General features: G+C 55.5%; 14 protein-coding genes and 2 tRNA genes. 14 read left to right on the top strand and 2 right to left on the bottom strand.

Features of this window, described 5'->3' with window-relative positions:
* Window positions 1-52: 52 nt before the first annotated feature.
* The gene (hisH, locus tag AC1XYH_RS00455; RefSeq protein ID WP_483324718.1) at window positions 53-694 is read right to left on the bottom strand and encodes an imidazole glycerol phosphate synthase subunit HisH; all 642 of its coding nucleotides are present in this window, start codon (window positions 692-694) and stop codon (window positions 53-55) included.
* A gap of 3 nt (window positions 695-697) precedes the next feature.
* Window positions 698-1,291 carry an imidazoleglycerol-phosphate dehydratase HisB gene (gene hisB / locus AC1XYH_RS00460; protein ID WP_483324719.1) on the bottom strand — a complete coding sequence of 198 codons (594 nt, stop codon included), beginning with the start codon at window positions 1,289-1,291 and terminating at the stop codon, window positions 698-700.
* A gap of 196 nt (window positions 1,292-1,487) precedes the next feature.
* Between hisB and AC1XYH_RS00465 the strand changes: the two genes are divergently transcribed.
* The 14 genes from AC1XYH_RS00465 to AC1XYH_RS00530 all read left to right on the top strand — a co-directional run bounded on the left by AC1XYH_RS00465 (window position 1,488) and on the right by AC1XYH_RS00530 (window position 15,536).
* Entirely contained in the window at window positions 1,488-2,597 is a 1,110-nt protein-coding gene (locus tag AC1XYH_RS00465; protein ID WP_483324720.1) for an NAD(P)/FAD-dependent oxidoreductase, read from the top strand.
* A 68-nt stretch (window positions 2,598-2,665) separates the two neighbouring features.
* Window positions 2,666-4,828, top strand: coding sequence for an AsmA family protein (locus tag AC1XYH_RS00470; protein WP_483324721.1), 2,163 nt, complete (start codon window positions 2,666-2,668; stop codon window positions 4,826-4,828).
* Complete coding sequence (gene mutY / locus AC1XYH_RS00475) at window positions 4,825-5,883, top strand: A/G-specific adenine glycosylase (protein WP_483324722.1); 1,059 nt, start codon at window positions 4,825-4,827, stop codon at window positions 5,881-5,883. The genes AC1XYH_RS00470 and mutY overlap by 4 nt, the downstream gene beginning before the upstream one ends.
* Window positions 5,884-5,894: 11 nt before the next feature.
* On the top strand, window positions 5,895-6,167 hold the full coding sequence (locus AC1XYH_RS00480; RefSeq protein ID WP_483324723.1) for an oxidative damage protection protein: 273 nt from the start codon (window positions 5,895-5,897) through the stop codon (window positions 6,165-6,167).
* A gap of 89 nt (window positions 6,168-6,256) precedes the next feature.
* A tRNA-Phe gene (locus AC1XYH_RS00485) sits at window positions 6,257-6,332 on the top strand.
* Window positions 6,333-6,596: 264 nt separating this feature from the next.
* Window positions 6,597-7,364: an ABC transporter ATP-binding protein gene (locus AC1XYH_RS00490; protein WP_483324724.1), complete on the top strand. Its 768-nt coding sequence runs from the start codon at window positions 6,597-6,599 to the stop codon at window positions 7,362-7,364.
* Window positions 7,365-7,374: 10 nt separating this feature from the next.
* Window positions 7,375-8,124, top strand: coding sequence for an ABC transporter substrate-binding protein (locus AC1XYH_RS00495; RefSeq protein ID WP_483324725.1), 750 nt, complete (start codon window positions 7,375-7,377; stop codon window positions 8,122-8,124).
* Between the two features lie 42 nt (window positions 8,125-8,166).
* Window positions 8,167-8,859: an ABC transporter permease gene (locus AC1XYH_RS00500; RefSeq protein ID WP_483324726.1), complete on the top strand. Its 693-nt coding sequence runs from the start codon at window positions 8,167-8,169 to the stop codon at window positions 8,857-8,859.
* Window positions 8,856-9,560 (top strand): ABC transporter permease, encoded by a 705-nt coding sequence (locus tag AC1XYH_RS00505; RefSeq protein WP_483324727.1) that lies wholly within the window; start codon window positions 8,856-8,858, stop codon window positions 9,558-9,560. The genes AC1XYH_RS00500 and AC1XYH_RS00505 overlap by 4 nt, the downstream gene beginning before the upstream one ends.
* Window positions 9,561-9,571: 11 nt before the next feature.
* A complete protein-coding gene (locus AC1XYH_RS00510) occupies window positions 9,572-10,768 on the top strand; it encodes a methyltransferase (protein ID WP_483324728.1) in 1,197 nt (398 codons plus the stop codon).
* Between the two features lie 342 nt (window positions 10,769-11,110).
* A tRNA-Thr gene (locus AC1XYH_RS00515) sits at window positions 11,111-11,186 on the top strand.
* Window positions 11,187-11,379: 193 nt separating this feature from the next.
* Entirely contained in the window at window positions 11,380-13,263 is a 1,884-nt protein-coding gene (locus AC1XYH_RS00520) for a PAAR domain-containing protein (RefSeq protein WP_483324729.1), read from the top strand.
* Between the two features lie 152 nt (window positions 13,264-13,415).
* The gene (locus AC1XYH_RS00525; protein WP_483326427.1) at window positions 13,416-13,952 is read left to right on the top strand and encodes a DUF2931 family protein; all 537 of its coding nucleotides are present in this window, start codon (window positions 13,416-13,418) and stop codon (window positions 13,950-13,952) included.
* A 132-nt stretch (window positions 13,953-14,084) separates the two neighbouring features.
* On the top strand, window positions 14,085-15,536 hold the full coding sequence (locus AC1XYH_RS00530) for an esterase-like activity of phytase family protein (RefSeq protein WP_483324730.1): 1,452 nt from the start codon (window positions 14,085-14,087) through the stop codon (window positions 15,534-15,536).
* Window positions 15,537-15,555: the final 19 nt, after the last annotated feature.

Consider the following 15,555-nt stretch of genomic DNA (forward strand, 5'->3'; position numbering starts at 1 on the left):
AAATTTTCCTATGGAAAAAGAGCGTCAAGCGGATAGCTTGGCGCTCTGATCGTTACCAGCGTCCATCCCAGGCAAGAAAGTTCTGCAGTAGCTGCAGGCCATTGGTGTGGCTTTTCTCTGGGTGGAATTGGGTGGCGAATACATTGTCTTGTGCCAAGGCGGCGGCGAAATCAACGCCGTAATGGCAGCGGCCGGCCAGTTGGCCTGCTTTACCTGGGGCGGCGTAGTAGCTGTGCACGAAGTAAAAACGCGCATCCTGCTCGATGCGATGCCAGAGCGGGTGGTCTATGGTCTGCTGTACCTGGTTCCAGCCCATGTGCGGCACCTTGAGGCGCACGTTACCGTCATACAGCTCTTCACCAAAAAACTTCACCTGACCGGGAAACAGGCCAAGGCTATCCACGCCGCCATTCTCTTCGCTGTGTTCCAGCAGCATCTGCATGCCGACGCAAATACCCAGCAGGGGCTTTTCTTTGGCGACTTGCTGCACCACTTGGTCCAGGCCGAGTTGACGCAGTTCGCTGACGCAATCGCGAATCGCACCTACACCGGGGAGCACCACGCGGTCTGCGTTAAGAATCGCCTGCGGGTCGCTGGTCACTTCTACCTGCAGCGCACCCACATGCTCCAGCGCCTTGGCGACGGAGTGTAAGTTGCCCATGCCATAGTCGATGACGGCTACATGACTCGACATCGGTTACAGGCAGCCCTTGGTGGAGGGCATAATGCCGCTCATGCGATCATCATGCTCAATGGCCATGCGCAGTGCGCGCCCAAAGGCCTTGAACACGGTTTCAATCTGGTGATGCGTATTCACGCCGCGCAGATTGTCGATGTGCAGAGTGACCTGGGCGTGATTGACGAAGCCCTGGAAAAACTCCATGAACAGGTCTACGTCGAAGCCGCCGACGCTGGAACGGGTGAAAGGCACGTGCATCTGTAAGCCAGGGCGCCCGGAAAAGTCGATCACCACGCGTGACAAGGCTTCATCTAGCGGCACATAGGCGTGCCCGTAGCGACGGATGCCTTTTTTGTCGCCGAGAGCCTTGGCAAAGGCTTGACCCAATGTGATACCCACGTCTTCAACGGTGTGGTGGTCGTCAATGTGCAGGTCGCCACGGGCCTTGATGGTCATGTCGATCAGGCCGTGTCGGGCAATCTGATCCAACATGTGTTCAAGGAAGGGAACGCCAATATCAAAGTCTGCTTCGCCGGTACCGTCGAGGTTGATGGCTACATTGATTTTGGTTTCCAAAGTGTCGCGCGCGACGCTGGCCTTGCGCTCCGCCATGGTAAATCTCCGCTGAAGTTGTCGGTTGAGGGCGGACATTATACGTGCCTGTGGCCCGGTTGGGCTACAGCGGCCTTATTGCGCTTGTTGATCGTGTTGATAGTGCGCCCGCAACTGGCCTGGCGAGCTGTCATTACTGGCAGGGCATCGGCAGAATGTGGAGCGGGTTTCGATGGTGCGCTTAGGGACGGAGATTATGGCGACGGACTTTGATCTGGTGGTGATCGGTGCCGGCGTGGTCGGTTTGGCGATAGCGCAGCGCGCAGCGCGCTCTGGCCGCAGCGTGCTGGTCTTGGAGCAGGAAGACTGGATGGGTCAGCACAGCTCGAGTCGCAACAGCGAGGTAATTCACGCCGGTATTTACTACTCGCCGGGCTCGCTCAAGGCGCGATTATGCGTTGAGGGGCGTGACCGTCTATATGCCTGGTGCGAAGAGTACGGTGTGCCGCATAGGCGGATTGGTAAGTTGCTGGTCGCGGTGGAAGCCGCAGAAATCCCCGCATTGCAGCAGTTACAGGCTAACGCCACGGCAAATGGGGTTGCGCTGGAGTGGCTGGACGCTGCGCAGGTGCACCAGCTGGAGCCAAAGGTGCGCGCGGTGGCGGGGTTATTCTCTGCGCAGACCGGTATTGTCGATAGCCATGCGTTGATGCAGTCCTTTGAGGCGGCGTTGCAGTTAGCTGGCGGTGCTGTTGTCTGCCGCAGTCAGGTGCAGCGCATTGCACCGCAAGAATCGCATCTGCGCCTGGAAGGCGTAAGTAACGCAGAGCCCTTCGTGTTAACGGCTGGGCAGGTGATCAATGCTGCGGGGATTTTTGCTACACAGGTACAGCAAACAGTAGTGGGGGCAAAGCAGATTCCGGCAACCTATTGGTGTCAGGGTCGTTATTTTTCCTATGCCGGGTCGTCGCCCTTCCGACATCTGGTTTACCCTATGCCCGAGGTCGATACTGCTGGTTTGGGCGTGCATGCGACGCTGGATATGGCTGGTCAACTGCGCTTCGGGCCCGATGTGCGCTACATCGATAAGCTTGATTACCGTGTGGATGCCACTCTGAAACAGTCATTCGCCAATGCGGTGCAGCGCTATTGGCCAGATTGTGACCCGGAACGGCTACAAGCGGCCTATGCTGGTGTTCGGGCTAAGCTGAGCAGGGCGGGGGAACCGGCCATGGATTTCGTCCTCCAAGATCAGACAATACATGGTGTGGCCGGCTTGATTAGCCTGTTCGGCACAGAGTCGCCGGGGCTCACTGCCAGCTTGGCGATAGCTGAACAAGTGCAGCAGATGCTGGATGCGGGCTGAAACCAAAGCGGACGTTAATATTGCGTTATCCCGCGAGAGCGATTTCGTCGGAATCAAAAGGAGAAGTGATGAAAGCCTTTGCCAAGGTACTAGGGTTGGTAGTGTGCGGCATTGTGGTGCTGGCTATCGGCGTGCTGTTTTTCCTCACTCGGATGTTCGATCCGAATGACTATAAAGAAGACATTCAGCAGGCGGCTCGTGAGCAAGCCAATATTGAGCTGACCCTGGACGGTGACATCGGCTGGTCGCTATTTCCCTGGCTGGGGATTGAATTAAAAGATGTTGGCGTTGCGCCAACTGAAGAACCTGATCTGCCGCTCGCACAAGTTGGCTCGCTGGGTTTAGGCGTTAAAGTACTGCCGCTACTGCGCCGCCAGCTGCGTATGAGTGATGTGATTCTGGATGACGTGCATCTACAGTTGGTCAAGGGCGACGATGGCGCTGGCAACTGGGCCAATATCGGCCCGCAGAAAACGGCTGCCGACAAAGACTCCGGCGATGAAGCCAAGCCAGCGCCTTCCACCAAAGACAAGCAAATGGATTTTGCCGTTGAAAGCGTGCAGATCACTAACGCCAGTGTGCGTTATGAAGATCGTCAGAGCGGCCAGGTGCTTACGCTGGATCAAGCCAACCTGACCACCGGTGCCCTGATTGAAGGGGAGCCCTTTGATGTGAGCTTTCTCGGTATGCTGACCACCGACAAGCCCGCCCTGCGGGTGCGGCTGGATCTCAAAACCGTTGCCCAGTTTGATCTGGGCCTCAAGCGCTATCAATTTGATGGGCTGGACATGAAAGTCGATGCCAGCGGCGAGCCGTTCTCAGGGCGCGCAGTCAATCTGCAGCTGCAGGGCGACGGTCTGTTGGACCTGACCGCGCAAGTCGCGGAGCTGAACCAGCTGCGTATGTCCTTGGGCGATATGAAAGCCACGGGTACCTTGAAGGCTACGGCGCTGGATGCAGAGCCCAAATTTACCGGACAGTTGAATGTAGCTGACTTTGATGCGCGCGATTTGTTGCGTGATCTGGGTCAGGCGCTGCCGGAAATGGCCGATCCTGGTGGGTTGTCGCAGGTGTCGTTTTCAACCACCTTGGCTGGCTCTGCTTCCAGCCTGATGCTGAACGATCTCAATCTGGTAGTTGATGGTGCAACCTTGAAAGGGCAGTTGGGGTTGGCGGACTTTGAGCGCCAAGCGTTGCGCTTCAAGCTGGCTGGCGACAGTCTTAATTTGGACAACTACTTGCCCCCGGTCGACGAGAAAGATGGCACCGCACCGCAGCAGACGGGTGGCAGCAAATCAACAGCAGCACCGCAAGAGTGGAGCGATGAGTCCGTGCTGCCGCTGGAACGCTTAGCCACGCTTGATGTGGACGGCAGTCTGGAGTTGCAACAGGTAACGCTGACGGGTCAGGACATCAAAGCTTTCAAGGCGGTGGTCAGTGCGCGCGACGGACGCATTCAGCTCAAGCAGCTGGACGGCGGCGTGTTCTCTGGCACCTTTACCAGCAAGGGCGAGATCGATACCCGGCAGACACCAGTCAAAGTGACTCTGAGCAGCCAAATCAAAGGCATCGATTCGCTAGTCGCGCAGCAAGCTTACGACGTGTCGGCTCAGGTGCGGGGCGACCTGGATCTGACTATGGATCTGAGTATGCGCGGTAACAGCATGCGCCGTTGGATGAATACCCTCGGCGGTAACGCCAAATTCCAGGTCGAAGACGGTGCGCTGTTGGGCGTTAACCTGGAGCAGCAGTTGTGCCGCGCTATCGCGTTGGCCAATCGCAAATCGCTAAGCGGAGAGCACGGTAGCGAAGACACGCCATTCGAGCAGCTCAATGGCAGTTTCACCATCAGTAATGGCCAGATCAGTAATCGTGACTTGGTGGCTGATTTGCCGGGCATCGCAGCCAAGGGTAACGGTGAAGTCAACTTGCCGGAGCAGCGGCTGGATTACCGTATCGGCTTGCTGCTGGAAGGCGACAAGAGCGATATGCCGGATGAGGCATGCCAGGTCAACGAGCGTTACGTGGGCGTCGAGTGGCCGGTGCGTTGTCAGGGTTACTTGCATAATGCGGCGAGTAGCTGTGGTGTGGATACCGAAGGCGTCACCAAGGTGGCTGGTCAGCTGCTCGGCAACGAAGCCAAGCGCAAATTGGAAGAACGTATCGACGAGAAACTGGGCGACAAGGCACCTGAGTTGCGTGATGCGCTTAAGGGGTTGTTTTCCAATTGAATTCGGATGGATTTGCCCAGCGTGTGCTGGGCTGGTATGACCTGCACGGGCGTAAAGATTTGCCTTGGCAGCAGGGTATGACACCCTACCGCGTATGGGTATCCGAAATCATGTTGCAGCAGACGCAAGTTGCCACGGTAATACCCTACTTCGAGCGTTTTATGGAGGCTTTGCCGGACGTGCAAGCCTTGGCCGCAGCCAGTGACGACGAGGTTTTACACCTTTGGACGGGGCTGGGCTATTACAGTCGGGCGCGTAACCTGCATAAGGCTGCCAAACACGTGGTGGCCGAACATGCGGGCGAATTTCCGCGCAGTATTGAGGGCTTGATGGCGTTGCCGGGCATCGGTCGCTCGACTGCCGGTGCGGTTGCCTCGCTGAGTATGGGGATCTGGGCGCCTATTCTGGATGGCAACGTAAAGCGGGTATTGGCACGCTTTGGCGCGGTTGAGGGGTGGCCAGGCGAGAAGAAAGTGCATGACCGCTTGTGGCGCATGGCTGAGCGTTACACGCCCCAAAACAGGGTGCAGCACTACACTCAGGCGATGATGGATTTGGGGGCTACGCTTTGTACGCGCAGTAAGCCGTCCTGTCTGCTGTGCCCGGTCAAGGATGGGTGCGAGGCTCGCCTGTTGGGCGAGCCGACCAGATTCCCAACTTCCAAGCCGCGCAAGGTAGTGCCGGTGCGCCAATGCGTGATGCCCTTGCTGATGAACGAGGAAGGCGAGGTCTGGCTGCAGCGCAGGCCACCCAGCGGGCTTTGGGGTGGGCTTTGGTGCCCGCCGCAGCTGGAAAGCGAAGCCGAGCTTGAAAGTTGGCTGTTGAGCCAGGCGCTACGCATTGAAAGCCGCGAGCCATTGCCGGCTCTGCGGCACACTTTCAGTCACTTTCATCTGGATATTCAGCCGCTCTTGCTGCGAGTCGCTGCGGGCACCGGCGTGGCCGAAGAAGGCCAGGTCTGGTATAACCTGCGCCAACCTGGCCGCATTGGTCTGGCGGCGCCGGTTAAAAAGCTGCTGAAGTTGATTGAGGCTTACGTTCCAACCCCTGCTTGAAGGAGTCCGCGATGACACGCATGGTGATGTGCCGCAAATATAAAGAAGAGCTGCCCGGCCTCGATCGGCCACCCTATCCCGGCCCCAAGGGCGAGGCGATTTTTCAGGATGTGTCCAAGCGGGCCTGGGATGATTGGCAGGCGCACCAGACGATGCTGATTAATGAGCGTCGCCTGAACATGATGGACCCCGAGGATCGACGCTTTATCCAGGCTGAAATGGATAAGTTTTTGGCGGGTGAGGATTATGCTCAAGCCGAGGGATACGTACCCCCGAGCGCATGATGTTTGGGTAAGCGGCTGATAAGTAGAAAATATTTTTCGACAGGCGCTTGACACAAAAAGGCTTAAACCGTTTAATAGCGGCCCTTGATGCCCAGATAGCTCAGTCGGTAGAGCAGAGGATTGAAAATCCTCGTGTCGGCGGTTCGATTCCGTCTCTGGGCACCACTTATTTCGAAAGCCCGCTGGCAACCCCAGCGGGCTTTTTTGTTTCTGGTGGTTGCAAGCTGTCTAGCCCGGCCGTTGGCAAGAGTCTTGCCTGTAATTACAGCGCCGTGACCGAAACAGGGTTCTTGGTCATGCAGTTCAGCTGTGCTAGTTTTGCCAGAATATGACGACCGGACGTCTGCAGAAGGATCTGTGTCCCGGCTGCCGCATCACAAATGTGGTGGTAATACACCTGACGGCTAAACGCCTAGTGGATAACGATACGTGACTTCGCCCGCTCTAGAAGTGCGCAACCTGCACAAACGGTACGGCGACCTTGAAGTACTCAAGGGCGTTGACCTGGTCGCCAACGATGGCGACGTCATCTCTATTCTCGGCTCTTCCGGGTCCGGCAAGAGCACGCTACTGCGTTGCATCAACTTGCTGGAAAACCCGCATCAAGGCCAGATTTTGGTTGCTGGCGAAGAGCTCAAGCTCAAGCCCGGTCGCCACGGCGAGTTGGTTGCTGCCGACAATAAACAAATTAATCGTTTGCGTGCACGGGTAGGTTTTGTTTTTCAGAACTTCAACCTGTGGCCGCACATGAGCATTATCGACAACATCATCGAAGCTCCGCGCCGTGTGCTGGGCCAATCCAAAGCGGAAGCTGTTGAGTCGGCAGAAGCTTTTTTGGAAAAAGTGGGTATTGCCGACAAGCGCCACGCCTTTCCTGCCCAGCTCTCTGGCGGTCAGCAGCAGCGTGCTGCCATTGCTCGCACGTTGGCCATGCAGCCACGGGTGATTTTGTTTGATGAGCCCACCTCGGCGCTGGACCCTGAAATGGTCCACGAGGTATTGACGGTGATTCGAGCGCTGGCAGATGAAGGGCGTACTATGCTGTTGGTAACCCATGAAATGGGCTTTGCTCGGCAAGTGTCCAGCCAAGTCGTGTTTCTGCATCAGGGGATGGTCGAAGAAATTGGTACCCCGGAAAAAGTGTTCGATAACCCCGGTTCCGAACGCTGCCGACAGTTCATGTCAAGCCATAAATAGGAGTAGGTCCATGAAACAGTACAAGAAGGTTTTGCTGGCAACTGCCACGGCGTTGTTTATGAGTGCTCCGGCTTTCGCCGAAACGCTGCGCATCGGTACCGAAGGTGCTTACCCTCCGTTCAACCTGATAGACAGCAGCGGTGAAGTTGTGGGTTTTGACCTCGATATCGCCCATGCACTGTGCGAAGAAATGAAAGTCGATTGTACTGTTGTGACGTCTGACTGGGATGGCATCATCCCCGCGCTGAACAACAACAAGTTCGACTTCCTGGTCGCTTCCATGTCGATTACCGACGAGCGCAAGCAGGCGGTGGATTTCACTAACCCCTACTACACCAACAAGCTGCAGTTTGTAGCGCCGAAGAAATCTGACTTCAAGACCGACGAAGCAAGCCTCAAAGGCAAGACTATCGGCGCTCAGCGAGCCACCATCGCTGGTCAGTGGTTGGAAGATAATATGGCTGACGTCATTGAAATCCGCCTGTATGACACTCAGGAGAACGCTTACCTCGACATGAACTCCGGTCGTATTGATGGCGTTCTGGCAGATAATTTCGTGCAATACGAGTGGCTGCAGAGCGACGCGGGCGCCAACTTTGAGTTTAAGGGTGAGCCGGTGTTTGATAATGATCAGATCGGTATCGCCGTGCGCAAAGATGACCCGTTGCGTGAGCGCTTGAATACTGCGCTGCAAGCCATTATCGACAATGGTAGCTACGAGAACATCAACGCCAAGTACTTCCCTTTCAGCATTTACTGATGACCAGCCGGGCTCTGCGGAGCCCGGCCTGGAACTATGCCCATGCCTGATTTACAAGGTTTCGGTCCAGCCCTGCTCGAAGGGACCTGGATGACTATTCGTTTGTCCCTTGCCGCGGTATCTGTAGGCCTGGTATTTGGCCTGCTCGGCGCCTCAGCCAAGGTTTCCAATAATGTTTTCGCGCGCGGTCTGGGTGGTTTCTACACCTCGGTTGTTCGCGGTATTCCGGAAACCGTCTGGGTGCTGATGATTTACTTCGGTACGGTATCGGCGTTTAACGCGCTGGGTGCCTATTTTGGTTATCCACGCTTTTCGCTTACCCCTTTCGTCGCCGGTACTCTGGCATTGGCGTTGTGTTTCGGTGCCTACGCAACCGAGGTGTTTCGCGGTGCTCTGCTGGCGATTCCAACCGGTCAAAAAGAGGCTGGGCTGGCGCTCGGGTTATCCAATTGGCGCATTTTTTATCGCATCACCTTGCCGCAGCTTTGGCGTGTGGCGCTGCCGGGTCTCGGTAATTTGTATCTGATATTGCTCAAGGATACCGCGCTGGTGTCACTGATCACGCTTGATGAAATCATGCGCAAGGCGCAGTCCGCCGCCAATGCAACCAAGGAGCCCTTTACCTTCTATTTGCTGGCCGCCGGGATTTACCTGTTTTTGACGATCTTTATCATGGGCGCGCTGCACTGGTTTGAAAATCGCGCCAATCGTGGCTTTGTAAGGACGGAGCTATGATTTTGGCCGAGAAGTGGGAGCTGATTGAGCGTTTTCTGCCGCAGTTGTGGGATGGCACCCTGGTTACCCTGCAGTTAGTTGGACTAGCAGTACTGATCGGGCTATTCGTGGCCATCCCGCTGGGACTGGCACGTGCGTCACGGCACTGGTATATCCGGGCTTTGCCCTACAGCTATATCTTCTTCTTTCGCGGCACGCCGCTGCTGCTGCAGTTGTTTCTGGTGTATTACGGTATTTCGCAGTTTCAGGCGGTACGCGACAGTTTCCTCTGGCCTTATCTGCGTGAGCCATTCTGGTGTGCGTTAATCACTATGACCATGCACACAGCGGCTTATATTGCCGAGATTCTGCGTGGCGCGATTCAAGCGGTTCCGCCGGGTGAAGTGGAAGCGGCGCGTGCGCTCGGTATGTCCAAGCGTCAGGCATTGCAGCACATTATCTTGCCCCGGGCGATTCGTATCGGTTTGCCGGCCTACGGCAATGAAGTGATTCTGATGCTCAAGGCCAGTGCAGTGGTCTACACCGTGACCATGATGGATATCATGGGTGTGATCCGCACTATTAACTCGCGTACCTATGAGTACGAGTTGTTCTTTATGGTAGCGGGCGTCATGTATCTGATCATCACGTTGCTGTTCACGCAGCTATTCCGTCTTGTTGAACGCTGGCTCAAGGTTGATGCCAGTCGGCAATCGCGCTGAGTGACGCCTGCGTGAGCTTCGCGCAGCGTTTTGCCGAGCTCGATCACTGGCTGCATCACCACCAGTCACTCTGGCGCCCCAAGCCTTTTACCCAGCTGACACTGGCGTGGGAGGCCGACTGGCCAGAACTGGCGAGTTGGTTGCGACAGCGCACATTGGCAGAGGCCGAGACTGCACATCACCAGCCGCAGCTACTGGCCGCCCCAGCACCTTTTGCTCAACTAGCGGTGGAGTCGCAGCACTTCAGCCAACTGCCACGCTGGCGGACCGACTCTGCTGAGCAGTTTCCCGAACCCTTGTATCGCCACATCCCTGGCCGCAAATGGCAGCAGATCACTGCATTTGCTGGCGTCTCGATTGCGCGTCTTGAACAGCCGGCCACGCACTGGGTGGATTGGTGTGCCGGCAAAGGCCACTTGGGCCGTCTGTTGGCGTGGCAGGGTGGGCAGCCACTGACGTGCTTGGAGCATAACCCCGCACTTAACCTGTCTGGTGCAGCGTTGAGTTATGCGCTAGCCATTGATGCGCGCCATCTAACGACGGATGTGCTGTCTCACAACACCGTGTTGCATCTCAATAGCCGCGACAGTCTGGTGGCGCTGCACGCCTGCGGCCAGTTGCACATCAGCTTGTTGCAGCACGCGGTGGCCAGCGGCTGCCTTCAGCTGGCTCTATCGCCTTGCTGTTACAACCGAATTGACTCAGAGCATTATCAGCCACTTTCTGAGGCGGGCCACAAGGCGACGTTGCAGCTGAGCAAAGACGATCTAGCATTGCCGCTGCAAGAGACGGTAACGGCTGGGCGCAGAGAGCGAGAGCAGCGTGATCGCTCAATGGCTTGGCGCTTGGGGTTCGATCTTTGGCAGCGCGAAGCACGCGGGGTGAATGAATACTTGCCGACGCCATCGAAACCACTAGGCGGCACAGCACAAGGCTTCACCGAATTCTGTCGCAGCTTAGCCGCGCATCACCAGCTGCAGCTAATTGACCCCGCGAGCTGGTCGCAATTGGAAGGCCGGTCTTGGCAACGACTGGCGCAAGTGCGCAACCTTGAATTACTACGCGGGCTTTTTCGCCGGCCGTTGGAAATCTGGTTGCTGCTTGATCGAGCGCTCTATCTGCAAGAGGCCGGTTATCGAGTCCAGCTTGGGGAATTCTGCGCTACAAGCCTTACACCACGCAATTTGCTGCTCTTGGCGGAAAAGTAGACCCCCAAGTCATCACCAGACTATAAACGGGTAGTGCACAGACTTATCCACAGAATAGGTGTGATTTAACTTATCCACGCCCTCTGTGCATAACTATGTTGATGACACGGTGGTAACTCGGTGAAAGCCAATGTTGACGCGGTCTTGCGAGATTCGTATGAAAATTGATCACAGTTGATAAGTGCGGAAAAACAACAGGTTAAGAGCGCTTCGTCAAGTGATTAAAGAAAAGTCATGCACAAGTGATAGGTCGGCACTTAAACAAAAAAATCTGCACATAAATGCAAACTCATGCGCTGCATACCTTTACACACAAATTTAGCGATATATAATGCACCCCGCGCCGGTATAGCTCAGCTGGTAGAGCAACTGACTTGTAATCAGTAGGTCCCGAGTTCGACTCTTGGTGCCGGCACCATAGATTTAACGCAAAAGGCTCATCTTCGGATGGGCCTTTTGCGTTTCTGCACGTTCATTTCATTGCCCTCCCAGCGAATTCACCTACCGAGCAGGCACTGCGTCACACCTCGCCAGCAAAACGATTGCCCGATTTCTCGGGCGTTCATAGCATCGGTACTTCACAGGAGTATTCACTGCCAAAGGAGCTTGGCATGTCAGGCAAACCCGCCGCCCGCTTGGGCGACCCTACTCAGTGCCCACAGACTGGGCATGGAAGTAACGCCATTGTTACCGGTTCGTCGGATGTGCTGTTCGACGGACAACCCGCTGCTCGCTTGGGCGACAGCACCGTTTGCGGCAGCGCTTTGGTCGGTCAGGTCGTACCCAATGTGTTAATCAACGGCCGGCCTGCCGCTGTGATGGGCAGTACCGGCAGTCACGGTGATGTGGTTATTGGCGGTTCCGGGACGGTATTTATTGGCGGCGCTGTTGTGAGTGGCAGCAATGACGGCTCTGCCAAGAGTTTGCTTGCTCCGACCCTGACGCCGCCGGCTCAACAGCTACGCTCTAGCTCTGCCGGCGGTGAGCTGCCTTTTTCGGTTGAGGAAGAGGAGGAAGAAGACGAGCAGGAGTTGCCGCTGCAGCAGCGCATAACCCTGCGGGTGGGTATGTTCTTTGATGGCACCCTGAACAATATGAACAATGCCGCCTTTACTGCTCAGTGTAGGAAGGAAGATCTGACTCAGTTTGATCAACAGACTTTGGAAGTAATCCGTGAGTTCTGTGAGGCTGAAGGCTATTCAGACTTCAGCGAAGATGGGCGCTATGACTCTACGCCAGATACCAGTTTTGGCAACGAAGCGAGCAATGTGGCTTTGTTGTATGACTTGTATCTTGATCAGGCAGACATGCAGATTAGTCCGGATGCTCAAGAGGCAAGCATTAAAGTTTACATTGACGGCATTGGTACCTTGAGTGGCGGGGACGACTCACTTGTTGGTTACGCTTTTGGACAGGGCGAAACGGGTGTTGTGGAGAGGGTGAAGCAAAGTCCGGAGGTTTTTACTAAGAAGTTGCGAGAATTGTTGGATAACAACCCCGAAGTTTTGATTGAAAAAATCAGATTCGATATTTTTGGTTTTAGTCGTGGCGCGGCTGCGGCGAGGCACTTTGCAAATGAGGTTTTGATGGCAGATGGCGGCGTCATGTCTTGCTATATTAGTAGGTCGCTTTCAACGTTCGTTCCGGAATTTAAATGGCGATCTCACACGAGCATTAACTTTATTGGCGTATTCGATACTGTCGCTGCGATTGGCGATCCTGTGCGCGGTCATTTGAGTGTGGGTGACGCCAAGAACCCCGGCGTTAATCTGCACCTAGCCCGCGGTTGCGCCAACAAGGTGGTACATCTCACCGCAGCGGATGAGCACAGGCATAATTTCAGCTTGAATCGGGTTGACCCGGCATACCACGAAGAGCTTGTGCTGCCTGGCGTACACTCCAATTTGGGTGGCGGCTACCCGCGAGTTACTCGAGAAAGGCTATTGCTTGGCAGGCCAAAACTGGTGCGCGGCGACTACTACTCATTAAATGGTATTGATAGGGCGCGTCTGCAAGCGTCACCTGCGTGGCGGCAACGTGAGGCGGAGGAAGACGCTTTTCGCGCCAAAGGACTGCCGGGTAATGGACGCTTCATTAAGCAAGAGCTCAAACTGTTGCCGGAGCATCATAGGCGGACAGGGCAAGGATCCGAAGGAGATATCTTGTTGTTGCTCAGCCTGGATCGGCTTGTGCGGGGCGAGCTATCGAGGGTGTCTCTGCGCGTAATGCATGCCAAAGCCTTAGAGGGTAGTGCACCGTTCGATATTCTCAGTGAGCACGATGACCGGTTTTCTATTCCGAGTGATCTGAAGCCAATTGCTGACAAAGTGATAGCGGCGGCAATGGCTGGAAAAAGTGCAGTTATGAGCGAGAGCGACCGTCGCTATTTGCATGGCCGTTATATACATACCTCCGCTAATTGGAATGCGCGGATGGGCTTTTTTCCAAACAAACCGCGTAAAGAGAACAAGAGAGCTGTTTATGTCGATCAATAATTACAGGGCTGCGCACTATGGGTAAAACACTATATGCGCTGATGCTGCTTATGGCGCTAACTGCTTGTGCGGGTGCAGGGAAGTCGCAACGTCCGTCTGCCCCTGAGCTACCTTACCGCACGTGGGAGGTTGGGCTTTTGGCCCCGAACTACATGGAGGTTTGGGTAGAAAGTGTGGATGTAGTGGATCAACGCGGTTTTGCCTATGAGCGAGTACATGGAGGTACATCCTCGATACAAAATCCGCCAGGCAATAAAGGAAACCCTGTCGGTTGGCCGCGTCGTCCTGGGGTTGGAGCGACTCGACCCATGACTGGGATAGACTTGCCAACGCATGTTTTTGTTCGTTGGCAGTCTTTAGTCGAGCCGCAAACCTATAACGTGCGGCTTGATATCCCTGATTGGGTTCGCAAGGAAATGGTCACAGGGCACTCTGCGTATTGCCGTTTCGATGACAAAAATATTACGGGTTACCGCTACGCGATTACTTTGGGTTTAGCTCCCGGCGGTATAGCCAAGGCGTGGCTCACAGGAGCGTGCCTTGAGCCAATAGAGATAGGCCGCTTTGAGGGCGTAGTGGAACCAAAAGGCCCTTATGGCGGTACATCAGGAGGTGAGTATTATCGCCCGCCAAGTGAGCATGCTCAGCACTACCTCGATACGCATGAAATTCCCTTCGACAGTTGGTAACGCCGACTGCCTGATCAGCAATACAGAGCAGGCAGTGTCCTAATAACGTCATCTCCATTTAGTCTTTTTGTCATCTGAGCGCCTTACCTTTGTCGTTTCTCCGCCAGCCGGGGCCAACAACAAGGAAGGGTTATGACTCACTGGAAACCTCTCGCAGCTTTGCTGTTCAGCAGTCTGCTGCTCACCGCATGCAATTCCGACAACGACGATGAAGATGAACCCGAGAGAACCGCCGAGCAGGAGTTGGCTGAGCGCTTGGACAGCTTCCCGGATGAGGGCGCGGAACTGCCGTTTACGATACTGCGTGACGATCTGGTCGATGCCAAGACGTTATCAACCTTCGAGGTACGCAATGGCGGCTTTGGTTCGGCGATGACGGCTCATCCGAGTAATGTGGATGAGTTTTACGCGATGACCGATCGAGGCCCGAACGCAGACTTCGTCGGCGGCGCCTACGGGGCGGGTAAATCGTTTCCAGTAGCGGATTACACACCGCGAATTGGTCATTTTCGTTTGAGCGAGGCGGGTGGCGTTGAGCTGCTGGACACAATCCTGTTCAAGCGTCCTGACGGCACATTGATCACGGGTTTGCCGAATACGTCCGCGTTGGGTGGCACCGGTGAAACACCCTACAACCCTGATGGTAGTCCGGTGCTGGAAGATCAGTCGCAGCCTTATGATGCGATAAGCAACCCGATAAAGCTGGATGATTACGGCCTGGATGGTGAAGGCTTGGTTGCGCTGCGCGATGGTAGTTTTTGGGTCAGTGATGAGTACGGCCCGCACATCGTGCATTTTGACGCTGACGGCAAAGAAATTGATCGCATTAATCCCTTCTCGGCCGATGCCCGCACGCGCTTCAATTTGCCGGCGGAGTTTGCTTATCGCCGTGCCAATCGCGGTATGGAAGGTTTGGCTATTACGCCGGATGAGAAGACTCTGGTGGGCTTGATGCAGTCGACTATGGACCTGCCGACCAAGGCGGTTCGCGCGCTCACCATCACGCGCATTGTGACGTTGGATCTGGCGACGGGTGAGATCGGCCAGTATCTGTATCAGCAAGAAAAAGCGGCTAACTCCAACTCGGAAATGGTCGGGCTGAGCACGAACGACTTTTTGGTGTTGGAGCGCGATGGCAGCTTCCTGTATGGCGGGCCGGACGGCGCTGCAGGTGTAACGCCGGATGCGCAGAAGCAGGTTTATCGGATTGATTTATCGACGGGTACCAATCTGGAAACCGTAGCGCTGCAGGCTGGCATGCTGCAGGACTCCGACCTGGGTCTGACCATCAATGGCAAAACCTTGGAGGAGGTAGTGCTGGATGGTGGTTGGGCGGCGCTGGCGGCGGTGGGTATCTATCCGGTAGATAAGACGTTGGTGCTGGATATGGTGGTCGAAACAAATTATCCGCACGACAAGATGGAAGGTTTGTGGCGTATCGATGATCAGCACTTGGGTGTGTTGAACGACGACGATTTTGCGACGTGGTCCACGGGCGGAGAGCTAGAGCAGAAAATGCTGGATGCTGGCACTATCGATGCTGGCCGACTGTTTGTCCGTGAAGTGGATTTGTCGGTAGATTGAGGCTGCGATTCTTTACCGT

It is taken from the genome of Pseudomonas sp. GW-45, from assembly GCF_056896675.1.